At 68.9% G+C, this 21,757-nt stretch carries 24 protein-coding genes; 6 read left to right on the plus strand and 18 right to left on the minus strand.

Annotation, left to right across the window (positions count from 1 at the left end):
- Window positions 1-38: 38 nt before the first annotated feature.
- From ACQE2J_RS10720 to ACQE2J_RS10770, 11 genes are all read right to left on the minus strand, one after another.
- Window positions 39-305, minus strand: coding sequence for a DUF6112 family protein (locus ACQE2J_RS10720; protein WP_127363259.1), 267 nt, complete (start codon window positions 303-305; stop codon window positions 39-41).
- Window positions 305-1,975, minus strand: coding sequence for a M23 family metallopeptidase (locus tag ACQE2J_RS10725; protein ID WP_426936302.1), 1,671 nt, complete (start codon window positions 1,973-1,975; stop codon window positions 305-307). The genes ACQE2J_RS10720 and ACQE2J_RS10725 overlap by 1 nt, the downstream gene beginning before the upstream one ends.
- Before the next feature lie 34 nt (window positions 1,976-2,009).
- Window positions 2,010-2,684, minus strand: coding sequence for a hypothetical protein (locus ACQE2J_RS10730; RefSeq protein ID WP_426936303.1), 675 nt, complete (start codon window positions 2,682-2,684; stop codon window positions 2,010-2,012).
- A 63-nt stretch (window positions 2,685-2,747) separates the two neighbouring features.
- Entirely contained in the window at window positions 2,748-3,818 is a 1,071-nt protein-coding gene (locus ACQE2J_RS10735) for a ParB N-terminal domain-containing protein (protein ID WP_426937509.1), read from the minus strand.
- 36 nt (window positions 3,819-3,854) lie between these two features.
- Window positions 3,855-4,733: a hypothetical protein gene (locus ACQE2J_RS10740; RefSeq protein WP_301443451.1), complete on the minus strand. Its 879-nt coding sequence runs from the start codon at window positions 4,731-4,733 to the stop codon at window positions 3,855-3,857.
- A 98-nt stretch (window positions 4,734-4,831) separates the two neighbouring features.
- Window positions 4,832-5,230, minus strand: coding sequence for a hypothetical protein (locus ACQE2J_RS10745; protein ID WP_301443450.1), 399 nt, complete (start codon window positions 5,228-5,230; stop codon window positions 4,832-4,834).
- On the minus strand, window positions 5,211-6,092 hold the full coding sequence (locus tag ACQE2J_RS10750; protein WP_426936304.1) for a DUF2637 domain-containing protein: 882 nt from the start codon (window positions 6,090-6,092) through the stop codon (window positions 5,211-5,213). Before ACQE2J_RS10750 ends, ACQE2J_RS10745 begins: the two co-directional genes overlap by 20 nt.
- Complete coding sequence (locus ACQE2J_RS10755; protein WP_426936305.1) at window positions 6,089-7,018, minus strand: bifunctional DNA primase/polymerase; 930 nt, start codon at window positions 7,016-7,018, stop codon at window positions 6,089-6,091. The genes ACQE2J_RS10750 and ACQE2J_RS10755 overlap by 4 nt, the downstream gene beginning before the upstream one ends.
- Window positions 7,018-8,130, minus strand: a complete 1,113-nt coding sequence (locus ACQE2J_RS10760) for an ArdC-like ssDNA-binding domain-containing protein (RefSeq protein ID WP_426936306.1) — start codon at window positions 8,128-8,130, stop codon at window positions 7,018-7,020. Before ACQE2J_RS10760 ends, ACQE2J_RS10755 begins: the two co-directional genes overlap by 1 nt.
- A gap of 215 nt (window positions 8,131-8,345) precedes the next feature.
- On the minus strand, window positions 8,346-9,200 hold the full coding sequence (locus tag ACQE2J_RS10765) for a helix-turn-helix domain-containing protein (RefSeq protein ID WP_426936307.1): 855 nt from the start codon (window positions 9,198-9,200) through the stop codon (window positions 8,346-8,348).
- 155 nt (window positions 9,201-9,355) lie between these two features.
- Window positions 9,356-10,819 (minus strand): MFS transporter, encoded by a 1,464-nt coding sequence (locus ACQE2J_RS10770; protein ID WP_426936308.1) that lies wholly within the window; start codon window positions 10,817-10,819, stop codon window positions 9,356-9,358.
- Between the two features lie 118 nt (window positions 10,820-10,937).
- Between ACQE2J_RS10770 and ACQE2J_RS10775 the strand changes: the two genes are divergently transcribed.
- Window positions 10,938-11,807 (plus strand): helix-turn-helix transcriptional regulator, encoded by an 870-nt coding sequence (locus ACQE2J_RS10775; protein ID WP_301443881.1) that lies wholly within the window; start codon window positions 10,938-10,940, stop codon window positions 11,805-11,807.
- A 77-nt stretch (window positions 11,808-11,884) separates the two neighbouring features.
- On the opposite strand, the gene ACQE2J_RS10780 is transcribed toward ACQE2J_RS10775, so the two are convergent.
- Genes ACQE2J_RS10780 through ACQE2J_RS10800 form a run of 5 tightly spaced genes read right to left on the minus strand, consistent with a single transcriptional unit; the run spans window position 11,885 to window position 16,201 of the window.
- The gene (locus ACQE2J_RS10780) at window positions 11,885-12,802 is read right to left on the minus strand and encodes an MsnO8 family LLM class oxidoreductase (RefSeq protein ID WP_301443882.1); all 918 of its coding nucleotides are present in this window, start codon (window positions 12,800-12,802) and stop codon (window positions 11,885-11,887) included.
- Window positions 12,799-13,320 carry a hypothetical protein gene (locus ACQE2J_RS10785; protein WP_426936309.1) on the minus strand — a complete coding sequence of 174 codons (522 nt, stop codon included), beginning with the start codon at window positions 13,318-13,320 and terminating at the stop codon, window positions 12,799-12,801. The genes ACQE2J_RS10780 and ACQE2J_RS10785 overlap by 4 nt, the downstream gene beginning before the upstream one ends.
- Entirely contained in the window at window positions 13,317-14,135 is an 819-nt protein-coding gene (locus ACQE2J_RS10790) for an alpha/beta hydrolase (protein ID WP_301443884.1), read from the minus strand. Before ACQE2J_RS10790 ends, ACQE2J_RS10785 begins: the two co-directional genes overlap by 4 nt.
- A gap of 11 nt (window positions 14,136-14,146) precedes the next feature.
- Window positions 14,147-14,932, minus strand: coding sequence for an SDR family NAD(P)-dependent oxidoreductase (locus tag ACQE2J_RS10795; RefSeq protein ID WP_426936310.1), 786 nt, complete (start codon window positions 14,930-14,932; stop codon window positions 14,147-14,149).
- 12 nt (window positions 14,933-14,944) lie between these two features.
- Complete coding sequence (locus ACQE2J_RS10800; RefSeq protein ID WP_426936311.1) at window positions 14,945-16,201, minus strand: MFS transporter; 1,257 nt, start codon at window positions 16,199-16,201, stop codon at window positions 14,945-14,947.
- A gap of 244 nt (window positions 16,202-16,445) precedes the next feature.
- Here ACQE2J_RS10800 and ACQE2J_RS10805 point away from each other — a divergent pair, with 244 nt between their 5' ends.
- Entirely contained in the window at window positions 16,446-16,856 is a 411-nt protein-coding gene (locus ACQE2J_RS10805) for a tetratricopeptide repeat protein (protein ID WP_426936312.1), read from the plus strand.
- Window positions 16,857-16,994: 138 nt separating this feature from the next.
- On the opposite strand, the gene ACQE2J_RS10810 is transcribed toward ACQE2J_RS10805, so the two are convergent.
- On the minus strand, window positions 16,995-17,630 hold the full coding sequence (locus ACQE2J_RS10810) for a transcriptional regulator (RefSeq protein ID WP_426936313.1): 636 nt from the start codon (window positions 17,628-17,630) through the stop codon (window positions 16,995-16,997).
- Window positions 17,627-18,022, minus strand: coding sequence for a DNA-binding protein (locus ACQE2J_RS10815; RefSeq protein WP_426936314.1), 396 nt, complete (start codon window positions 18,020-18,022; stop codon window positions 17,627-17,629). Before ACQE2J_RS10815 ends, ACQE2J_RS10810 begins: the two co-directional genes overlap by 4 nt.
- Window positions 18,023-18,081: 59 nt before the next feature.
- Here ACQE2J_RS10815 and ACQE2J_RS10820 point away from each other — a divergent pair, with 59 nt between their 5' ends.
- From ACQE2J_RS10820 to ACQE2J_RS10835, 4 genes are read left to right on the plus strand one after another with little or no spacing between them, the layout of a single operon-like run.
- Window positions 18,082-19,242 carry a PEP/pyruvate-binding domain-containing protein gene (locus ACQE2J_RS10820; RefSeq protein WP_426936315.1) on the plus strand — a complete coding sequence of 387 codons (1,161 nt, stop codon included), beginning with the start codon at window positions 18,082-18,084 and terminating at the stop codon, window positions 19,240-19,242.
- Window positions 19,243-19,285: 43 nt separating this feature from the next.
- Window positions 19,286-19,909 (plus strand): histidine phosphatase family protein, encoded by a 624-nt coding sequence (locus ACQE2J_RS10825; RefSeq protein ID WP_426936316.1) that lies wholly within the window; start codon window positions 19,286-19,288, stop codon window positions 19,907-19,909.
- 28 nt (window positions 19,910-19,937) lie between these two features.
- Window positions 19,938-20,912, plus strand: a complete 975-nt coding sequence (locus tag ACQE2J_RS10830; protein ID WP_426936317.1) for an ATP-binding cassette domain-containing protein — start codon at window positions 19,938-19,940, stop codon at window positions 20,910-20,912.
- Window positions 20,909-21,712 carry an ABC transporter permease gene (locus ACQE2J_RS10835; RefSeq protein ID WP_426936318.1) on the plus strand — a complete coding sequence of 268 codons (804 nt, stop codon included), beginning with the start codon at window positions 20,909-20,911 and terminating at the stop codon, window positions 21,710-21,712. The genes ACQE2J_RS10830 and ACQE2J_RS10835 overlap by 4 nt, the downstream gene beginning before the upstream one ends.
- The last annotated feature ends 45 nt before the right edge of the window (window positions 21,713-21,757 follow it).

Here is a 21,757-nt window from a genome sequence, read left to right on the forward strand (position 1 = left end):
ACAGCCAGGACGGGCGCGGAAAGTAGGGTGTGGTGGGGTCAGAGTTGTTGGCCGATGCCGATGAGCCAGTTCATCCAGGCCACCCCGGAGCCGGCGAGGATCGCCGCACCGAGGGCGACGAGCACGCCGGTGCGGGCCTTGCCGGCCGCGTGGTAGTTGCCCGTCGAGGAGGCGATCGCCCAGATGATGCCGGAGACGATGAGCATCAGCACCGCGATCACCAGCACGAACATCAACAGCGCGCCGATCACGCTCTCCAGGTCACCGATCCCGCCCAGGCCCTCGAAATCCGGGAACACCTCCATCACGCGCCCCCGACCGAATCGGCAACGGTCACGTGCGAGTGATCGAAGTGGCCTCCGGTGATGGAGCCGGGGTCGTGCATGCCGCCGCCGTTGTAGTCGCGCCACCCCTCGTCGTCGCGGGCGAGCGACCAGATCTTCCCGTCCCAGATGAGGTACTCCACCCCGAGGACTTCGGCGTGGGTCTTCATCCAGTTGGTGACCTCCCACCCCTGCTCGCGTTGCGCCGGGGTGGGCCGCTGTCCGATGGCGTTGCCGAAGGCGATGTCGCAGGCTCGCCCGAGTGGATGTTCCGAGACCGAGCCGGGGCGGGGTGAGTAGCAGGCCCAGGTCGTGTCGGGGAACGCCGCGGAGGTCTGCTGATACAGGTGCAGGGTGCGGCGGGTGATCTGTCCATCGGTGGTCGGGTCGTCCACCAGCTCGTCCGGGTTGTCGCCGGTGAACGGGTCCGGCTCCCCACCCGGCCCGCTGCGGGTCTCGGGGTCGCAGTCGCCACCGGGAGGGCCGGTCTCGGCCTCGGGCAGATCAGCAGCATTCTGGTCGTTCAGCCAGGCGGCGGGGTCGATGTACTCCCCGTCGGTGCCACCGTCGCGGACCTCGAAGTGCAGATGCGGGCCGGTCGACATCCCGGAGCTGCCGACATCGGCGATGTGCTGCCCCGCGGTCACCCGATCGCCTGCGGTCACGTGGATGCCGTCCTCCCAGGAGTGCGCGTACGCGGTCGCCACCGTGGCCCCTCCGATGGTGTGTTCGATGACGACCAGGCCGCCGTACCCGCCGGAGAACTCCGCCACCGTCACTGTGCCGTCCGCGGCCGCGAGAATCGGCGTGCCATCGGCGGCGGAGAAGTCCGCCCCGGTGTGCAGCTTCCGTTCCCCGGTGATCGGGTGGGTCCGGTACCCGAATGGCGAGGTCGCTGTCCAGGTGCCCTCCGGCAGCGGGAACACCACTCGCGAGGACTCCGCCAGCGCCGGGACGATCACCGGGCTGCCGTCCGTGCTGCTTGCGGTGGCCGTGCCGGTGGTCGGGCCGATCAGGGCGTCGAGGATCGCGATGGCGACCGGGCTGTAGTTCTCATACCGCTCCGGATGGGCCGCGACTTCGACGGCTTGGGCGGCCTCGCCTTTGCCCATGTCCTCCCAGCCGGGGATGTCCAACAGTCCGCGCGGCGAGCCACCGTTGGGTCCGTCGGGGCCGCCGAAGAACGCCTCGGCCTGGTAGGTGGTGTCCATGAGGTCGGCGACGGTGCCCCACCCGGACTGCGGGCGCATCTGGAACAGCCCCAACGAGTCGTTGTCGGAGCCGTCGCCGTCGTTCGGGTAGTCGCCGGACTCCGGGTAGGCGCTCGTGTTGGCGAGCTGACGCAGCGTCGATTCGGTCAGGGCTGCCATCAGCGCGATCTGGAGCCCATCGCGGTTCACGCCGTCGATGCCGGAGCCGATCTCGATGATCGTGGCCGCGTGGGTGAGCTGCGTCTTGTTCAGCGTGAACTGTTCGCCGTCGCGGGTCTGAACGGCGAGCTCGTCGGGGACCTCGCCGACGGTGAAGCTCCCGCCGGAGACCGTGCAGGCCCCGCTGAGGGCGGGGTTCATCAGCAGCCCGATCCCCACCATGGACAGCAACGGCGCCGCCAGCACCAGGGCGAGCAGGCCGATGGCGAGCTTCTTCAACACCACAGCACCTCCTGTTTTCTCTCTCGCGGCCCGGTCAGCGCAGGGGGTTATCGAGTTCGGACAGGCGCAGCAGGTGGCAGGTGTCGTAGGCGGGCTCGCAGATCACGAACACGGTGAACGCCACCTCGTGCGCGGACTGGACGGGCTCGTCGTTCCAGACCCCTGCGCGGTGGCGGATGCCTTCGACCGTGATCGCCGTCGTCCCCGGCGTGAGCTGCCCCGGCCGCGCCTGCTCCTCGGCCTGTGCCCAGGCGTCCGGCACGAACGCGTCAGTGATCTCCAAGTGCTGGGTGGTGGCGTACGGGCGCAGTTCGACCCACGCGTCGCGGGTGGGCAGGTAGGCGGCGATATCCGATGCGAGGCCCGCCTGCTCGGTGCCGGTGGGGTCGGCGACCTCCATCAACACCGCCGTGTAGTCCAGCGGCATGAACCCGGCCCCGGTATCCCACGCGAACACCGCGGTCGCGACGTTGCGGGCGAAGGTCTCCGGGTCACTGCTGCGAACCACCGGCGCGATCCGGTCCGGATGTGCCGGCCCGTCATCGGACGGGGCAGTCGCCGCCGGACGGTCGTTCTCGGAGGGTGGGCCGGTGCGGGGGCCTTGGATCAGCCCGTAGACCCCGACCCCGGCGAGGATCAGGACGGTCAGGCCCGCGGCGAGCAGGACGATCAGGCGCTTGCGGGAAGGGGTGTCGGCAGAAGTCTTCATGCCGCCCAGGTGCACGAACCCGGCCCCACACGCACACGGCGGGGCCGGGCTCGCGACTCGTGGTTACAGGGCGCGCAGGTGCCGACGCGGGGTCTCCGCGTCCCCTTCGGCCGGGGTCTGCGCTGGCATCTCGCCGACTGCGGCATCATCGCCGGGTCCGGTGTGATCGCCGGTCTCGTCGGTGCCTGGGGTGAGCAGGGGACGCAGGAGGTCGGCGAACGCGGCGGTGCCCTCGGCGACGGTCAGGAAGATGGTGGCCTGTTCGTCGGTGAGCTCTTCGGCGAGTTCGGCGGGCTCGTAGTGGGTCCACCAGTCGGTCAGCGAGGTCCAGGTCTGCACGAACGCCGCCACCGGCCACCGACCCGGCACCTGCGCCGGCGCAGGCTCGGCGGCCTGGTCCTTGCGCTTCTTGGTACGGCCCGGGCCGGTGACACGGGCGACAGCCTCCTCGGCCAGCGCGTGCAGCTCGGCCTGCCGGGCCTGCTCGGCCTCGGCGACCGCGGCGCGTACGAGCTGGTAGGCCGGGTCGACCGGCCCGCCCTCCTCGATCCCCGCCAGCTCGGCAGCGGCCAGCACACGCAACGACTCTGCGACGGTCGGGTCGTCGGCGACGCGCTGGACCTGGCCGATCTTCTCTAGCGTCTTGTAGGACGTGCCGCCGGGGATCATCGCGGCTGCCTGCTCACGGGCCTTGCCCGCCGGCCCTGGTGACGGTGGTGGAAATTTTCCACCACCGTCACCACCGGGCTGCTGACCGCTGCTGAACCGCGTCGCGGCCTGTCGGCGGGCGGCGTCTTCGGTCATGAGTTGCTTCAGTTCGCGGTAGAGGGCGGCGGCTTCGAGCTGGGTCAGCGGCTTGCGGTGGACGTTCTCGTCCTGCTCTGCCAGCAGAAGCCCGAGCCGATCCGAGACACCCCGGCGCACCCAGACGCTCACCGTGCGCCAGCGCAACAGCCTGATCGCCGCGAGTCGGCGCCGTCCGCACACCAGCACCCCGTCGGTGGTGACGGTGATCGGCTGTAACAGGCCGTGCTGCCGGATCGACTCGGCCAGCGCCTCGATATCGCCCAGATCGGTGCGGTGGCGGGTGCCGACCTGGATCGAATCGACCGTGCGCTCCAGCTCGATCCCCATCGCCACTCACCTCCTTCCGATCCGCGTGCTGTCTGCTTACTTGCGGCCTTGGTCGGGCGCGGCGAGGCAGAGTGTCAGCACGAGGTCGTCATCGCGCAGCAGCACCGGGAGGGTCTCGCCGATCAGCAGCCGCAGCAGCACGCCCCGCCCGGCGCTGGTCGCCGCCAGGCCCGGGTGCGGGTTCCCGAGCAGTGCTTTCAGCAGGCCCGTCCAGGAGCGGGCCGGCAGATCGAGCAGCGCACGCGCGTACTGGTCACGGCGCAGGTTCTCGTAGGCGGTATGCCGCGCCCCGGCCTTGGCCAACGCGCCGCAGATGTGCTCCACCGACGCCCGCGCGGTCGCCGGCTCCCAGCCGAGCATCGTCACCAGCGCGATCGCGTCCTCCATCGCCGAGGACGCCGACATCGACGCCTGCACCCCGCAACCGCCACCACTTCCGTCGCCGGCGTCACCGCCTGCGGCGTCGGTGGCGGGGTCGGGGTCGGTGACCTGGAACGCCGGGTGATACTCCGACAGCGGGGTCTCACGGTCGGAGATCCGCTCCGCGTCGTGGAACGCGGAGATATGCGGGCGCCTGGCCTGGTGGGTCGAGCACAGCAGCCCTTGGGCGCGTTCCTCGGCGATGCAGGTGATCCGCACCGCGTGCGTGACCACGCCCCACGGGTCGTGCGCCTCACGGGCCGAGCGGGTGCGCATCACATCGAACGCCGCGGACGCGGCCTCCCACGGGTCCAGCCCGTGCTTACGCGCCAAAGCGCCATACTTCTCCGCGGCGAACCGCATCAGCTCGGCGGCGACCGGATCGTGCGCCCACGCCCGCTCTCCGGCCTCGTGCAGTCGCCGCAGCAGGGCACGCAGCCCGGCACTGGTGGCGTAGTCCTCGTGCGGGGCGTTCGTGGTGTTGGTCGTGGTCATGGTTTCGGCACCTCCTGACAAGCAGGTGCACGCAGCCGCTCCGGCGCCCGGAGCGCGGCGTTCGGTGTCGTCGTTGACGGTGGTCATGTCCGCTCACCTCAGCTCATCCCGACCGGGCCACGCCCGGCACCCTCGTGGCTCGTGCCGCGTCCGAACGCCGACAGCGGCGGCAGCTCCCGCACCCGCTCACCCAGTCGCTCCGCCCCGCGGGCGAGCGGGTCATGCGCCTTCTGGGCCAGGTGGGCCTCGAAGTCGATCGCCAGGCGGGAGGCGACCCCGCTGCCACGGGCCAACAGGTCCGACGAGCGCACCCAGTCGACCCCGCGGGCACGCCGCTTCGGGTCGGCGCCATCGGTGGTCGGGTTCTTGCGGTCGACGTCGGCGGCCTGGACCGCTTGCGGTGCGCCCGTCAGCTCCACCGGGTCAGGGCGTGCCGCGTTCGGCGTCTCGTGCCGGGCGGCCTGCTCCTGCTCGTGTTCATGCTCGTTGGGGTTCATGATCGGACTCCTTCTCCTCGTCTTTTTTCATCTCGGTCTCTGACTCGCCGCTGCTGGCGCGGGGGAACCAGCGGCCCACCGTTGAGGCGTGCACCCCGAGCTCGCGGGCGATCGCCTTGTTCGACCAGCCCGCCTCCCGCAGCGTCACGGCCCGCTCACGCCGAACCAGTCCGGCGCCCAGCGACTCCCGCCCGGGCGATCCAGACTTGGGCGGTGCGGGCTCGGTGGGATCGGGGCCGGACGACGGCTTCGGCGTGGGCTCGTCCTGGAGCTTGTTCTGGGGCTCGGGCAGCGCTGGCGGTTGTGTCTCTGGCTCGCTGGTGGCAGCCGGCTCAGGGTGCTCGGGCAGCTTGGGCGGCTGAGCCGGATCGGCGTGCCCCGTCCGGCCCGTGCTCACGGTGCCGGTCAGAGCTGGTCCAGTGACGGGAAGCCCGGCGGGAGATTTGATGGCTCTGGTCTTGGTGGAGCGGGTGAGGACGACGGTCAGGTGCGTGGACGCCAGCAGCACCAATGGCGGCACCGCGGCGACGACGGCGGCCAGTAGGGCCGGCACTGACGCGGTCGCGGCGACGATCGCGTGGGCGGCGTTCGCGGTCACCGACATTCCCGCGCCGGCGATCAGCAGCGCCCACGGATACCAGGCCGAGCGGTGCCCGTCGAGGGCGACGGCCGCGACGGTGGCGACCACGAGCAGCCCGTCCACCAGCAGCGGCCAGATCCACGCCAGCCCGGCGTCGATGCCCGAACGCACCGCGAGATCGGCCAGCGCAGTGAAGCTCAGCCAGAACGCGCCGCCGCCGATCAGCACCGTGCCCGATGCCGCCGCGACCACCGCCCACCGGCGGCCCGATACGGCCGTCATGACAGCCCCCGGGCCGGTTCCGCCCGCACGACAGGGCGTGAGAGCCCGAACGGCGACCCGGCACCCCGGCCGCCGCCAGAGGTGGCAGAGGTGGTGGTGCCCACGGTGCGGTAGGCGGAGTGAACGGTCGTCGTGATCTCTCGTTCGGCCAGCCCGGCATGCGAGGCCGCGGCGCCCAGGACCTCGAACGCGTCGTCTCGGGGCAGGCCGTTCTCGGCGAGCTTGCACGCGGCCCAGAACAGTCCGGCGTTTCGCTCGCCCTCCTGCCGACGCGCCACCCACGCCGCCAACCGGCCCGCCATCGCCTCCGAGTCCGCGACCAGCCCCCTCGGGCGTGGGCGGGCCGGCGGCTTCGGATCGAGGAAATCGCGCAACCGGCCCGCGTCCAGGGGCCGGCCGTCCGCCGCAGCGAACGTGGTGGGGCGATAGAGCACGCCGTCGCCATCGACGAGGCGCCGGGACGGCGGGACGATGATGTAGCCGCGATCCCCGCGGAAGTCGATCCCCGCACGCCCGGCCTGCCACGACGGCTGCTCACCGGTCCCGGCCGGATAGTAGATATGCAGGCCCCCGGTCGGTGAGCGCACCAGCGCCTCCCACCCGTTCAACAGCCCCGCCCGGCGCGCTCGGCCGAAGGCCTCGTAGCCGTTGACGCCATGCACATCGACGTCCACGACCGCCACGCCGGAGGCGGCGCCGGTGGGCATCCCGATGTTCGCGGCCGGGAAACGCGACCACCACGCCCGCACCCGTGCCCGGTCTGTGGTCGCGTCGTGGAACCCGCGCCGGGTGGTCGGCTGCTTACCTCCCGGCGCGCACGGAAACACCGGAACCCCAGCCGCCGCGTACGCCGCCGCGGCATTCGGCAGCGTCCAGGACGCATCCATCCGCCGCACCGCGTCGGTGAACCTGCTCGGGCTGCTCATCACAGCCCCGGCCCCTCAACCCCCACCCGCTCCCGACGCGCAGGCTCCGGCAACGGCTCGACCCGCCGCCCCCGCGAGCGCTCCGACGAACGGGCCGGGCCATCCTGCTCCGGCGCCTTCCGAGCGGGGCCGTCGCGGACCAGTCCCGGCGGAGTGCCGTCGGGCACCTGAACGGTGTCGAGCTGGTCGAGAATCCCTGCCGCGCTCTTCCGCACCCGCTCACCGGTGGCTTTGACGATCTCGACCGGCTCTTTGCCGTCAACGTTCGCCGCCCATCCGGCCACGTACGGGATCGTGTAACCGGTGGTGTCCATTCCGTGGGCGGCGCCGATCATCAGCGCGACGGACTCGGCTTCGACCTCGGCGATCCCGCGATGCTGGCGGGCATCCTCCTGGTCGGGGTCGTGCATCAGTACATGTGCAAGCTCGTGCGCGAGGGTCTTGACCTGGGCGGCGGGGTCCATGTTCTCCCGCACCGCGACCGTCTTCGCCTCGAAATCCGTCAGACCGTTCGCGCCGTGGATCATGCCCTCATGCGGCACCCGCATCAGCTCGTACCCCGCCGCCCGTACCTGCTGCGCGAGCCCGTCCCAAAGCCCGTCCGGGGCTTCGCCCGCCAACAGCACCGGGGACGGCGGTTCCGGGATCGGCTCCCCGGCGGTCTGGGAGACATCCCAGACGTAGGCGGGGCGCACGCCGACCATCCGCGAGCGCACCACCTCGCCCGGCTTCGGCTTCTCGCCACGGTTCAGGCGATACCAGGACGCCGGGTCAGAGGGGTTCGCGGACGCGAACCTGCCGGTGACGGGGGCGAGGATCTGATATCCGGGCTGGCCCTTCTCGACCTGCCGGCCGAGCTGCTGCCACTGCTTGTACCCGGCGACATAGGTGGGGAACGGCTCGGGCACCCGGCCCTGCTCGAACGCCGCTTGATGCTGTTCCCAGATCAGCAGGACGTTGTTGAACGAGCGGGACCGGAAGCGGGCGGCGAAGCGGAGCGCGTCGGCCCAGTCCTCGCCCGTGACGAGCTGCTCGACCGCACCGGTGAGCTTCTCGTGGAGCTCGTCGAGCTTCTCTTCCCGCTTCTGGCGGGCCTCTTCCCTCGTCGCCATCGTTCTGGCCTCCTCCCGGCAGACCAGCCACCCGGGGTGTGGGCGGCTGGTCGTGCACCTGCGAGGTGAGCCAGGTGTATCCGGAGAGTCGAGACGGTCAGCGAACGATGGAGCGGTAAGTTGGCCGACAGGAACGCGGAGGCACCTGACGTTTGGACAGTCCGGACTACCAGCACCGCCAGCGCTGTGGTCGCGACGGGCCGGGATGGGGTCGTTTAGGTGGGCACCGGTGTCTCATTCATGTGCATGCTGCTGCTCGCGGAGCGCATCGCTCGGTACCGGCTCGGTGTGATCCCGACGCACTCTCGGAACGCCGCCGACGCCCGGTTGCGGGAACGCCAGCCGACCTGTCGTCCTGCTTGCTCGATCGTCAGGTCGGTCTCGCGCAGGAGGCGGGCCATCTCCTCGACCCGCAGCATCGTCAGATACGTCAACGGGGTCTTCCCATAGGCGTCCACGAAGACCCGCGAGAGTTGCTTTGTGGACAGATGCACCATGCTCGCCAGCTCCGGCAGCCCCCAGTTGCGGGCGATGTCACTGCGTAGAGCGTCGCGTACCTGTCTGGCTTCGGCCCGTAGTGGCGTGAACCGGCGATCCCGAGGTAGGGCCGGTCTGATCCGTGCCCGCTGGTGCGGTGAGGTCCGAACCGGCGAGATGCGGATGAACGGGGCGATCTGGTCGATGACCGCGTGCCATAACGCCTGTATCCGATGAAACCGCTCCCTGTAATGCCCGTCGACGCTGAGAGCGACGAGCTCGTCCAACCAGGGCATCAACATTCCAGAGCGGTCTTCCCCGAGCCGGAGGATCTGGGCTGGTTCGGTGTAGATCGTGTCGGCGAATCCCTGCGCGTCGAGGCGGTCGCGGAGGACGTCGGCGTACTGCCAGAACAACTGATCGAGCAGGAAGTCGGTGTCGGCGTAGATCGTCGTGACCGTGACGTGTCCCTCTGGTTCCGACCCGCACAGCACGTTGGCCCCGAGCAGTACCACGTCGCCGGGCCTGACCGGTCGTTCACCGAATTCGCTGAACAAGATGGCACTGCCATCACGCACGATGATGAGCTTCACGCAGTCATAGGCGACCGGACCAACAGGGCGATGGATTGTGCTGGTTCGCGCAAGAACGGACTCGAACACCGCGATCAGTCCGGCAACAAGTGGACGCCCCGCGAGCTTCCAGTGAGGGTAGGAACTCGCGGGGCGTTCATGATGAGGGAAGTGTGTTAGACGGTCATGTCGGCCGGTTCTGGTGTTGCGACCGGTGCGACTGCCTTGGGTAGACGCAGGAACACCGCGATGAGGATCGCCGCACCGATCGCGATCACAGCGTTGACACCGATCGCGAGCTGCAGCCCGGGCAGCAACGTCGCGGCGACCATGCCGGTCGCGATCGCCGACATGACCGGGGTGCCGAGGGCGATGCCGACCTGCTGGCTCATCGTGACCAGGCCTGTCGCGAGGCCCTGCTGGTTCGCGGGCACGCCGGAGGTGGAGGCGACGACGTAGCCGACGATCGCGACAAGGTTCGCGATCCCGCCGACGAAGGTGAGGATCAGTACCGGTACCAGCCACGCGCGGGTGTCGCCCGCGAATGCGAGCGGTGCCGTGGCGGCGGCCTGCACGACAAGGCCGGCGATGATCGCGGTCTTGGCGCTGGTGCGGCCGATGATCTTCGGGGCGACGAGGCCGCCGATCACGGTGCCGATGCCGAGCACCCCGAGGATCAGGCCCGCGGTGATGGCGCTGTAGCCGAGGATCTGCTGGAGGTACAGCGTCAGCAGGAACACGAGCGAGGTGAAAGTGCCGAACGCAAGGAGCCCGGCGGTGTTGCCCCAGCCAATATTCGAGCGCTTCAGCAGCCCAGGTGCAACGAGGGGCTCGGTGACGCGACCCTCGATCTTCAAGAACACGGCGAACAGGATCAGCGCGCCCAGGATCGGCCCCCAGGTGCCCGGGTGGGTCCACCCGTTGTGGCCGGCGGTGTCGATCCCGAATACGAGCGCCACCAGCGCGAGGGTGATCGTGACCGCGCCGGGAACATCGAGCTTGGGGCGCGGGCCGCGGGCGGGTTCGCGGAGCACGAACGGGGCGATGAGGATCACGGCGAGGGCGACGACGACGTTGATGAAGAACGCCCACCGCCACGACACCGCTCCGGTGAGCAGCCCGCCGAGCACGGCTCCTGCGGTGAAGCCGGCGGCCATGAGCGCCCCGTTGAGGCCGAGCGCGCGGGATCGGGCCGGGCCTTCGGGGAACATGGTGGTCATGAGCGACAGCGCGGCGGGGGTGACCATCGCGGTGGCGATGCCCTGGCCGACGCGGGCGGCGAGCAGCAGAACGGGCTCGGTGGCGAGCCCGCCTGCGAGGGAGGAGACGCCGAGCAGCACGATCCCGATCATGAACAGGCGCTTGCGGCCGAACAGGTCGGCGACGCGCCCGAAGAAGAGCGTGAACCCAGCCGCGCAGAGCGCGAATGAGGTGACGATCCATTGCAGCGCGGAGGTGGCGAAGCCGAGTTCGGTGCCGATGTGCGGCAGGGCCACGTTGAGGATGGAGAAGTCGACTGCGAGGGTGAAGTTCGCCGTCAGCAGGACGGCCATGGCGATCTTCTGCGCCGCGGTGAAGCGCTCCGCCGGAACGGGTGTCGATGCGGTACTGGGTGGTGGTGAGGTGTCTGTGTGGCTCATGCCATCCAGACTCGGACGATGCGAAAGAGGTAGCCAGATCCCCGGTTTGCGTGGCCTGCGGTTGCCTAGCACTGACAGGGTCAGGCTCCGCCGGTACGCGTGCGGGACAATAGATGGCATGGCACTACCGCAGTCCACAGATACCGATGGCCCGGTCACCGAGCTGGGCGAGTTCCTCCGCTCGCGTCGCGACCGGATCACCCCGGACGAGGCCGGCGTGAACAGCTACGGTCGCCGCCGGGTTCCCGGCCTGCGTCGCGAGGAGCTCGCGCAGCTGGCCGGAGTCTCGGTGACGTATCTGACCCGGCTGGAGCAGGGGCAGTCGCAGAACGCCTCGGATGCCATCATCGATGCCCTCGCGCGTGCCCTCCAGCTCGACGACGACGAACGGGCGCATCTGTATGCGCTCGCGCACCCCGCCCCGCCGAAGCGACCGCAGGCGTCGAAACCGGAGATCGCCAAGCCCGGCGCGGAGCAACTGTTGCACTCGATGGGCGACGTGCCCGCGGTGCTGCTGGGCCGGTTCAACGACATCCTCGCCTGGAACCGGGCCGGTCACCTCCTACTCGCCGGGCATCTCGACTGCGATGCGCCCTCATGGGTGGAGGATCGTCCGAACCAGTTGAAGCTGCTGTTCCTGGACGAGCACACCCGCGATCTCTACGTTGACTGGACCGACGAGGCCGCCCTCGCCGTCGCCTCCTTGCGCTACGTCGCGGCGCAGTTCGCCGACGACCTGCGCCTGGCCGAACTGGTCGGCGAGCTCAGTATGAACAGCCCTGAGTTCGCCCGCCTGTGGGCCGGCCACGACGTTCGGCTGTGCACGAGCGGAGCGAAGCGGTTCCGCCACCCCGAGGTCGGGGAGCTGGAGCTGGGCTACGAGGTGCTGCACCTGCCCGAGGGCAACGGGCAGCGGATCCTCACCCACACCGCGGAGCCTGGCAGCGCGTCGTTCGCCGCGCTGCGGCTACTGACCTCGGCCTCGTGACCGGTCGCCCGACGGACAGTGAAGAAGCGCTCCCAGGATGATCTTGGGAGCGCTTCTTCGTGTGGTGACCGCGACGATCACTCCATGAGGCGCTCGGCCAGCAGCCGGTACGAGGTCAGCCGGTCGTCCGGGTCGCTGGTGAGGGTGTTGATCATGACCTCGTCCGCGCTGTGCGCTTCGGCCAGTGCCGTGAGTTCGGTGCTCACCTGGTCGGGGGTTCCGGCGATGATCGCGTGGGATCGGGCTTTCGCGCGGGTGCGCTCGGCATCGGTCCACTCGTGCCGCGTCGTGGTCTCGGCTGACGGGATCGGCCCGTCGAAACCGAGGTCTTTCCTCGCCCGCCACAGCAGCATCGCATCCGCCAACTGCTGGGCGCGTTCGCGCGTCTCGGCAGTGACCACGCGCATGGCCAGCACCGTATGCGCGCCATGACCATGCTCGGCCGCCGTTGCATGGTAGGCGGCGGTCGCAGCCTCGCCGCCGCGGGGCACGAAGAAGTGCCCGTGTGCATATCCGGCGCCGGCGAGGCCGGCCAGGGGTGCGGCGGAGCCGCCCGCGCCGAGCACCCAGACCCGGCCATCCGGCTCACCCGCCCCCGACGGGTGCTGGGTGCCGAGGGCGTGGACGAGAGCGGCGATCTTCTCCCCGTAATCCGGATCATCCAGCGCGGCCCGGCCCACGCCGGCATCGACGCGGTCGCCATGCACCTGCCCAAGTAAGGCCATCACCTCGATGACCTTCTGCACCGGATACAGCGGCAGGAGGATGCCGCCGGTGCCGACCCGGATCGTTCGAGTGCGTTCCAGGGCGAGGGCGGTCATCATCTCCGGGGCGGTGCTCGCGAATGAGGCCGAGCGGTGATGCTCGGCGAACCAGATCCGGTGATACTCCAGCGCTTCGGCCTCCTGGGCCAGGCGGAGACCGCTCTGCACGGCCTCCGCTCTGGTCGCGGTGTGTTCGGTGAGCGGTACCTGGTCGAGGATCGAGACCCTCATGCCGACTGCTTCTCGGCATTTGCGGGGTGGAGGGCGGGGATGATGCGCCAGTCGCCGCCGACCTGGAACACGAGGTTGTGGATATCGGCGCCCGCGATCGTGCGCAGCACCGGCACCAGCTCTTCGGCGTGCTCGGGCTCGGCGACGTTGAGCGGCCATTCGCCGATGGTCGCGCCGCGCAGGTGCGGGTGGTGGAACCCGGCGCCGTAGGTCGCGATCAGGCTGATGGGGGCGAGGGTGGCGGCGCGCTGCTCGGGCCAGGTCAGCAGCCAGGACGCGATGAGCCCGCCACGCTGATCCCGGTGCAGACCGGTCACCTCGATCTTCCCCGTGCCGGCCAGGAGATGGTCGTTGAACTCTGCCAGCACCTGTCGGGCCGGGCCGTCCAGCAGGTGGACGGCTTCTCCGAAGGCGGTCTCCTTGCCGGTGCGGGTGACGTGGCCGAAGTGGTTGCCGTCGCGCAGGTCGATGAAGTGACGGGTCAGCGCCTCCAGCGGCGCGGGAGTGGTGGTGGTCATGATGGGGTTCCTTCCATGTGATTCGGTTGAGTACTCGGAGTGGATCGTTCGGACAGGGGCAGTTCGGGCAGGGCTGCGGCCACCGCCGCGAGCGCGCGGCTGCGAGGGCTGAGCAGGTCGGCGTGCCCGACGCCGGGCAGTACTTCCAAGGTCGTGGGGATGCCGTCGGTGCGGAGCCGCGTGGCGTAGGCGATTACGTCGTCGCGAACCGGATCGTCGCTGCCGACGACCAGGGACACCGGGGCCAGCCCGGCAAGACTCGGAGCCTCTAGTGGGGTGGGCAGGATCGTCGGCTCGGGAGTGCTGTCGAGCCAGAGTCGCCACGCCGCACGCAGGTCGGCCCGGTTCGGAAACGCGCCAGACCCGGCGCGATAGGAGGGGCGGCCGCAATCGGGATCGAGCGGTGGATACGTCAACACCTGGGCCGGCACCCGGTCGCCGGCATCGCGCCGGGCGAGCGCGGCGGAGGCGGCAATTGTGCCGCCGGCGCTGTCGCCCCCGACGACCACCGGCAACCCGTCGGATCGACGGTCGGTCCAGTCGAGGGCCGCGAGCACGTCGAGCACCGCGGCCGGGAACCGGTGAGCCGGGGCGAGGCGGTACTCGACGGAGACGACCGCCCACCCCGACCGGGATGCGAGAACGGCGGTGACGGGCGCCCAGGCGGCAGCGGAGCCGTGCTGCCAGGAGCCGCCGTGCGCCCAGACGATCCAGCCGCGCGGGTTCGCCGGTCGGTGCACGAGGAGCGGCACCGTCGCACCATCGGGTGTGACAGCACTGGAGAGCGTCGTTTCAGGGGTAGTGATCGTGGTCATGATGGGTCCGGTCAGATCTGGCGCAGGGCGCCGCCGTCGACCGACCACTCCGCACCCGTCACCTGCGCAGCGCGCGGTGAGAGCAGGTAGGCGATCACGCCGGCGACGTCCTCGGGTCGGCCGATTCGGCCGGTGGGCAGGCGGCGCTCCTCGCGGATGAATCGGTCCACCGCCGCGTCAGGATCGGTGCCGAAGCGCGTAGCGAGCTGTTCGGTGAACCCGCCCGGCGCGTCGAACAGCGCGGTGCGGGTCGGGCCGGGGGAGACGACGTTCGAGCGGATGCCCGCCGGGCCGTACTCGATGGCCAGAGATTTCGACAGTGACAGCACTGCTGCCTTCGACGCGGCGTAGGCGGCCATCGTCGGATCGGGCATGCGGGCTGCCTCGTTGCCCAGGTGCACGATGCTCCCACCGCCCGCGTCCCGCATGGCCGGGATCACGGCGCGGGTGAGGCGGGCGAGGGCAAACAGATTCACCTCGAACGTCGCCTCCCACAGCTCGTCATCGATCGCCTCGAACGAGTCACGGGTATCGAACAGGGCGGCGTTGTTCACCAGCCCATCGATACGGCCGTACCGTTCGATGGCTTTCGCCACGACCCGGGCCGCGGCGTCCGGTGCTGCGAGGTCGGCGGCGACGAAGTGCGCCGATGCGGGCAGCACGCCGTCGCCGGGATCGCGGCGGGCGACCGCCACGACTTTCGCCCCTTCGTTCGTGAGTTCGTGGGCGGTGGCGAGGCCGATGCCGCTGGTGCCGCCGGTGACGATGACGACGCGGCCTGTGAGATCGAGATGCATGGTGAAGCCTTCCTAGATTGCCGAGTTGATGTGGCGAGCGGATGAAGAGACCCGGCGCCGTGCGGCGATGCGCGCGACGACGATGATCGTCAGGCCGATGACTGTGAGACCCGCGCCCACGACGGTGGGGCTGACCAGCCCGTAGCCGGCGGCGATCGCGGCACCGGCGAGGCTGACGCCGATGGTGTTGCCGAGGTTGAACGCGGCGATGTTCGTCGCCGACGCCAAAGTCGTAGCCCCCGCCGCGTGCCGCATCACCCGCGCCTGCAAGCCGGGCACGGTGGCGAAGCCGACCAGGCCGAGCAGGAACAGCCCGATCGCGACCGGCACCGGCATCCCGGCGACCGCACCCAGCGTCAGGATCACGGCCGGCAGCAGGATCGACAGGACCAGTACCGCGTTGTCCGCGTTCCTGTCTGCGGCCTTGCCGCCGAGGATGTTGCCCGCGAACAGGCCCCCTCCGAAGATCACGAGCAGCCACGGGATCGCGGCGGCCGAGTATCCGGTGACCTCCCGGAGCAGCGGCTCGATGTAGGTGAACACCCCGAACATGCCGCCGAACACCAGCGCCGTCGTGAGCAGCGAGGCGAGCACCTGCGGACGCGCCAGGGCACGGAACTGCTGGGCGACGGGAAGCTGATCCCGCTCCGGCTCCGTCTTCGGCACGAGAGCGACCAGCCCGGCCAGCGCGAGAAGGCCGAGTACGCTGATGATCCAGAACACCATCCGCCATCCGAACTGTTGGCCCACGAGCGCTCCCGCGGGCACCCCGAGAACGTTCGCAATCGTGAGGCCGGCGAACAGGGCCGCGACGGCCGACGCCCGCTTCGAAGCGGGCACGAGGGACGAGGCGAGCACGGCTCCGATGCCGAAGTAGCCGCCGTGCGCGAGTGCGGCGACGATCCTGCCTGCGAGCATCACCTCATATGTCGGCGCCCAGGCCGAGAGCAGGTTCCCGGCTACGAAGAACGCCAGCAGCACCGCGAGCGCGTACTTCGGGGGCCGCCGCATGAGAAAAGGGGTGATGATCAACGCGCCGGGCACGACCGCGAGCGCATAGACGCCGACCAGATGCCCGGCCTGGCTGATCGTGACACCCAGATCCGTGGCGACCTCGGTGAGGAGTCCGGCGATGACAAACTCGGTCAACCCGATCCCGAACCCGCCGACACTCAGCGCGAACAGCGCGAGTGCCGCGTTCCGTCGCGGCACGGCAGCCGGTGGTTGGCCGACCTCAGCATCAGGTGCGGGACCGACAGTGGTCGTCATACGGCGCTTCCCTCCTCGAAACATCTGACAGTGCCAACCAGCAGCAGAGCGTGCGAACCGGTCATGCATCCACCCTGCTCGGGCTACAGCGGGGTAGCCAGAACCCCGAGTTGCCTAGCACTGACAGGGACAGGCTGACCGCCGCGGGAGCATCGACTGCGTGAGATCCCGACGGGATGGATGCCGACTGGGACGCCGGATCGCGTAGTTGTGGGAATCGGTAGACGACACCGCACCCGACACGATGCTCTACAACATGCAAGCCCTGGTCGCGGAGCGCGCCGAAGACGATCCAGACGCCCTGTACGAGTGGGCGTCCGTCCACGACTACCTCGGCAAGGAACAAGAAGCTGTTCCCCTCTACCGGGCCGCCCTCGACCGCGGACTCTCCGAGCCCAGACGGGCGCAGGGAATGGTGCAGCTCGCCAACTCACTGCGGAACGCCGGCGCGCCGAAGGCCGTAGTTGATCTCCTGAGGAATCAGCCGAGCTACGAAACCACGGGCGATGCCGTGCAGACGTTTCTCGCGCTCGCGCTTCGAGACGCTGGACGGCCCGACGAGACGTTGCGCGTAGCCCTCACGGCTCTCGCCCAGACTCTCCCGCTGTACTCCCGCGTCATCGCGAACTCGCCACAAATAGGTCGCTCATATTGACGTATTAACTCGTGGAGGAAAGCACCGCGTACGGTCGTGAAAGTAGCTGCGTCTCGATCGGCTTGAACTTGCGGATCCACGCTATGTCTCGGACGCCGGCAGCGACCTCGCCCGCTTGGTGACTGCTTGCATAGATATCTATGCTTCGTTCCTACGGTCGATGCCGAGTGTTGCGACGAGGTCTTCGTGGAGTTGGAACCAGACTCGGTGGCAGGAGTCCACTTCGGTCCTGTCGATCCAATCGAGCTCCCCGTTCCTGGCCTTGTGCAGGGCAGTCTCGTACCGTTCCGCGTAGCCGCAGAATCTCGCGAGAACGGCAGCGAGGCGCTCGCCCAAGGGTGCAAGTTTCCTGCCGAGTGCCGTGAGTTCATCGAGAACGCGTCCATCCCATGCGCGGTCGGCATGGTCGTTCGGGGCCAGCTGGTCTGCTCCGATGGGCTTGATCTGCCAGTCGGTGACGGCTCGGAGTAGGCGGGCGTTGAGCGGAAGGAACTCGCGGTAGACAGCCGCCACCACGCCAGCGGGGTCGGCGTCCGCGCGTTCTGTCGCGAGTTGGCGCTCGTTCTCCGTCTTGCCCGAGTCGGTGAGTGACCAGCCTTCGAGGTCGGCGAACGCGGCGTGCTGCACCCACCCCTCACGCTCCGCCTCACTCAACACGCGCAGCGCCTCGACGTGGCTCGTTCCCGCACGCTCGGCGACGGCGTCACTGTCGGCGAATCCCATGAGGCGCACGGCGTGCAGCACGAGCAGTTCCGGCGTGGACGGATGCGTCATGCTCGCCTGTCCTGCCTGGCGCTGAGCCGGTTCACGTACTGCTGGCAGGCTTGCGGGGATCGGAACCCCATCGCCTGGGCGATCTGCGCCCAAGTGAGCCCCTCGTTGCGAGCGGCGAAGAGTAGGCCGATCTCCACGCTCTCGACCTCGGCGCGTGCTGCCGGGAGCAGCGAGAGAGCGCCCAAAAGCTCGTCTGGGGCCAGCTCGGATGAGCGCCAGAGCGCGTACTGCGTCAGATCCACCGCCGAGGGCGGGGCTGCGGCCTGCTGCCACGGGCGCGGTTCCAACTGGTCTGCGCCCTTGTCGAGAAGTCGGCCCTGGGCCTCGCGCTCACGTCGGGTCGACTCGTGGTCGGCACTGCTGAGTTGCTCGACGTCGTGCTTGCGTTCCATGCCGTCCATCCTGCTACGATCAACAGAATGTTGTCAATCTTTCGTTGAAGGATGGTGTGATGCTGACGACGCTCTCAGAAGCGACCCGGGCGAGCTCGGGTGGCAAGGCGGCGGCGCTCGGTGTGCTGCTGCGGGAGGGGCTGCCGGTGCCCGATGGGTTCGTCGTGCCACACGGCGATCAGCCGGCCGGCGCGGAGGCCGTGCGTTTCTTGCGCGATGCCGTCGCCGGTGAGCTGGGGAGGCTGGGCGATCCGGTGGTGGCCGTGCGTTCGTCTGCGATGAACGAGGATACCGGGGATGCTTCGGCAGCTGGCCAGTACGAGAGCGTCATCGGGGTTCGCGGCGCAGACGACGTGTGTCAGGCGATCATGGCTTGTTGGAAGTCGGCCCGCGCTGCACGAGTGGATGGCTACTGGGCTCGGACGGGTGGAGAGTTGCCTCACGCGTCGGGCATGGCGGTGCTCGTGCAGCCAGTGATCGAGGCGGATGTGTCGGGGGTCATGTTCACCCCCCAGCAGCACGGGCAGCCAACCAGGATCGAAGCATCCTGGGGCCTCGGTCTGGCCGTCGTTGGCGGAACGATCACGCCGGACGCCTACGAGGTCGCCGCGGACGGGGCCATCGGCTGCGCGGTGGGAAGTAAACAGACCCGTATCGACCTGGGCCGTGAGCGCGGCGGTGTGGTCACCAGCGCGATCGCTCCCGACCAGCAATCCGCACGCGCCCTGGACGACGCCACTGTCGCGACCTTGGTCGAGCTGGGAGGCCGGATCGCGACGGTGCTCGGCGGGCCGCAAGACATTGAATGGGCCGTCGCAGACGGCACCGTGTGGATCTTGCAAGCACGCCCGATCACGGCAGCGCTTCCCGACACCAGAGTCCCCGGCCCGCCCCACCCAGCTGAGGCGTTGAGGGGGACTCCCGGATCCCACGGAACGGTCACCGCATCGGCACGAATCGTCCGCGGCCCCTCCGACTTCGCCACCGTCCGCCGCGGAGCCATCGTGATCTGCCCCTACACCGACCCAGCCTGGACACCCCTGTTCGCCGTCGCCGCCGGGGTGGTCACCGAGACCGGCGGCGCGCTCTCGCACGCCGCGATCGTCGCCCGCGAATACGGCATCCCCGCCGTGCTCGGCGTCGCCGGTGTCACTACCCGCATTGACGACGGTGCCCGAACCACGCTCGACGGTACCGCCGGAACCGTCACCGTCCTTTGACCCGAAGCCTTACCCCGAGAGAAAGGAGAGCCGGGGCATCGTCGTGGTGCTCCCCGACATACTTATGGCTACTAGGTATCTCTACATCGCACGCCACGGTGACGCCGATGCGTTCGGCAACCTCACCGACACCGGGGGCGAGCAAGCTCGTCTTCTCGGTCAGCGTTTAGCGCATCTGCCCATCGACGCCGTCTGGCACTCGCCGTTGCCGCGAGCCGCCGACAGCGCGAGGCAGCTCAACATCTTCCTCGCCGGCACCGCCGAGGTGAGCGAAGCGGCCGAGCTGATCGACCATGTGCCTTACGTGCCGAAGCCGGAGGAGACCCCGCCGTCATGGATGCCGTTCTTCGACGGCTACGACACCGACGAAGCCGAAGCAGGGCACCAGATCGCCCAGAGCCTCACCGCGAGGTTCGCCACCGCACCCGAGGACGATGACGACGTGCACGAAGTGCTCATCACGCACGCCTACCCGATCGCGTGGCTCCTCCGTCACGCCATGGACGCCCCGGCGATCAGGTGGCTTGGGCTCAGCAGCGCCAACGCTGCGCTGACCGTGATCGAGCACCGGCCGAGCGTGCCACCGAGCATCGTCATGTTCAACGACATGAGCCACCTGCGCCCCGATCTGCATTGGACGGGATTCCCCAAGACACTGCGCCCCTGAACACGGCGATGAAGGCAAGGAGATTCAATTGAGTGACTATGTGATCGAAGCCGAGGGGCTGGTGAAGCGGTACGGCAAGCACACCGCTCTGGACGGGGTGGATCTGCGTGCCCGGCCGGGCACCGTACTCGGCGTCCTCGGCCCGAACGGGGCTGGGAAGACAACGTCGATCCGTATCCTGGCGACTTTGACAGGCCTCGATGCCGGAACCGCCAGAGTCGCCGGCATGGACGTCACCCGCGAAGCGGCCAAGGTGCGACGGATCATTGGCTTGACAGGCCAGTACGCGACGCTGGATGAAGAGCTCACGGGCCTGGGCAACCTGATCCTGATCGGGCGTCTGCTCGATCTGCGCAAACGCGAGGCTTCCCGCAGGGCGGCCGAGCTGTTGGAGCGTTTCGCCTTGACCGATGCCGCGAAGAAGCCGGTGGCTACCTACTCCGGCGGGATGCGCCGACGTCTGGACCTCGCCGCGAGCCTCGTCGGTCGCCCTCGTGTCGTGTTCCTCGATGAGCCCTCGGTCGGTCTTGATCCTGGCAAGCGCGAAGAGCTATGGCGGATCATCCGTGAACTCACCGCCGATGGCGCCAGCGTCCTTCTGACGACGCAGTACCTGGAAGAAGCCGACGCACTGGCTGACGAGATCACCGTCATCGACCACGGCCGCGTGATCGCCCACGGCACTCCACCCGAGCTGAAACAGATCGTCGGGGGCCAAGCCATCGCGACCCGTCCCAAGAACCCCGGCGACGTGGAGAGGGCCGCTGCCATCCTGGCCGCCGTCTCCGGCCACCCGGTCGAGCGCGCCGCTCAGCACGAGTTGATCACGCCGGTGGACGGCGATCGGGCGATGTTCGACATCGCCCATCGCTTTGAAGCGGAAGGAATTGAGGTTGCCGAGTTCGCGTTACGGCTCCCCAGCCTTGACGAGGTGTTCTTCACCCTCACCGGAGCACCCACCATCGGCGACACGAACGACGAGGCCGAAAGGAGCCACGCATGAGCGCCGACACCATCACCGCAACCAGCTCCGAGAGACGTCCGGCAGGGCTGCTACGGCACAGCCTGATCCTGGCCCGTCGGAGCCTTGCCAAGTCCGCGAGGAACCCCGGTGCGCTGGTCAACGGAGTGGTCACCCCGGCGATCTTCCTGCTGCTGTTCGTCTATCTCTTCGGCGGCTCGGTTGCGGGTTCCACCGACGACTATCTTCTCTATCTGTTTCCGGGAATCGTGGTCATGGGCGCAGGACTCTCCGGCATGCTTTCGAGCGGCCTGAGCATCAACATCGACATGAAGAAGGGCGTCTTCGACCGCTTCCGCAGCTTGCCGATCGGACGATCAGCACCCCTGCTCGGGTCGATCATGGCCGACATGGTGCGCTACATCATCGCCATCGCGTTGCTGTTCGGGATCGGCTACCTCATGGGTTTCCGCATCCAAACCGACGCCGGATCCGCCCTGTCAGCAGTCGTTCTCGTGTTGGCCTTCGGGTTCTGCTTGAGCTGGGTGACCGTCTTCCTCGGCGTGCTCGTCAAGGACGAGGGCGCAGTCATGGCCTTCGCGTTCATCGTGTTCATCCCGCTGATGCTCGGTTCTAGCCTCGCCGCCCCGATCGACACGCTCCCCGCATGGCTCCAAGCCTGGGCAAACATCAACCCCGTCACGCACGCGATGGACGCTGCTCGTGCATTGCTGGCTGGAGCACCGGCAGGAAACTCGATCGTCCAGACGATCATCTGGTCCGTCGGAATCTTGATCGTCTTCTGCCCGCTAGCGATCGTCTCCTACAGCCGTAAGCGCTGACAGACCTGCCTTGACTCTTACGAACGGATGAACGAACGCATGCTT

The sequence above is a fragment of the Brevibacterium sp. LE-L genome (assembly GCF_050214925.1).
GTDB lineage: Bacteria > Actinomycetota > Actinomycetes > Actinomycetales > Brevibacteriaceae > Brevibacterium.

Bases quoted from the DNA above. Each gene is read 5' to 3' on its own strand.
- ACQE2J_RS10720 (WP_127363259.1), bottom strand. From the start codon at position 305: ATGGAGGTGTTCCCGGATTTCGAGGGCCTGGGCGGGATCGGTGACCTG.
- ACQE2J_RS10730 (WP_426936303.1), bottom strand. From the start codon at position 2,684: ATGAAGACTTCTGCCGACACCCCTTCCCGCAAGCGCCTGATCGTCCTG.
- ACQE2J_RS10735 (WP_426937509.1), bottom strand. From the start codon at position 3,818: ATGGGGATCGAGCTGGAGCGCACGGTCGATTCGATCCAGGTCGGCACC.
- ACQE2J_RS10740 (WP_301443451.1), bottom strand. From the start codon at position 4,733: ATGACCACGACCAACACCACGAACGCCCCGCACGAGGACTACGCCACC.
- ACQE2J_RS10745 (WP_301443450.1), bottom strand. From the start codon at position 5,230: ATGAACCCCAACGAGCATGAACACGAGCAGGAGCAGGCCGCCCGGCAC.
- ACQE2J_RS10750 (WP_426936304.1), bottom strand. From the start codon at position 6,092: ATGACGGCCGTATCGGGCCGCCGGTGGGCGGTGGTCGCGGCGGCATCG.
- ACQE2J_RS10755 (WP_426936305.1), bottom strand. From the start codon at position 7,018: ATGAGCAGCCCGAGCAGGTTCACCGACGCGGTGCGGCGGATGGATGCG.
- ACQE2J_RS10760 (WP_426936306.1), bottom strand. From the start codon at position 8,130: ATGGCGACGAGGGAAGAGGCCCGCCAGAAGCGGGAAGAGAAGCTCGAC.
- ACQE2J_RS10770 (WP_426936308.1), bottom strand. From the start codon at position 10,819: ATGAGCCACACAGACACCTCACCACCACCCAGTACCGCATCGACACCC.
- ACQE2J_RS10775 (WP_301443881.1), top strand. From the start codon at position 10,938: ATGGCACTACCGCAGTCCACAGATACCGATGGCCCGGTCACCGAGCTG.
- ACQE2J_RS10780 (WP_301443882.1), bottom strand. From the start codon at position 12,802: ATGAGGGTCTCGATCCTCGACCAGGTACCGCTCACCGAACACACCGCG.
- ACQE2J_RS10785 (WP_426936309.1), bottom strand. From the start codon at position 13,320: ATGACCACCACCACTCCCGCGCCGCTGGAGGCGCTGACCCGTCACTTC.
- ACQE2J_RS10790 (WP_301443884.1), bottom strand. From the start codon at position 14,135: ATGACCACGATCACTACCCCTGAAACGACGCTCTCCAGTGCTGTCACA.
- ACQE2J_RS10795 (WP_426936310.1), bottom strand. From the start codon at position 14,932: ATGCATCTCGATCTCACAGGCCGCGTCGTCATCGTCACCGGCGGCACC.
- ACQE2J_RS10800 (WP_426936311.1), bottom strand. From the start codon at position 16,201: ATGACGACCACTGTCGGTCCCGCACCTGATGCTGAGGTCGGCCAACCA.
- ACQE2J_RS10805 (WP_426936312.1), top strand. From the start codon at position 16,446: ATGCTCTACAACATGCAAGCCCTGGTCGCGGAGCGCGCCGAAGACGAT.
- ACQE2J_RS10810 (WP_426936313.1), bottom strand. From the start codon at position 17,630: ATGACGCATCCGTCCACGCCGGAACTGCTCGTGCTGCACGCCGTGCGC.
- ACQE2J_RS10815 (WP_426936314.1), bottom strand. From the start codon at position 18,022: ATGGAACGCAAGCACGACGTCGAGCAACTCAGCAGTGCCGACCACGAG.
- ACQE2J_RS10820 (WP_426936315.1), top strand. From the start codon at position 18,082: ATGCTGACGACGCTCTCAGAAGCGACCCGGGCGAGCTCGGGTGGCAAG.
- ACQE2J_RS10835 (WP_426936318.1), top strand. From the start codon at position 20,909: ATGAGCGCCGACACCATCACCGCAACCAGCTCCGAGAGACGTCCGGCA.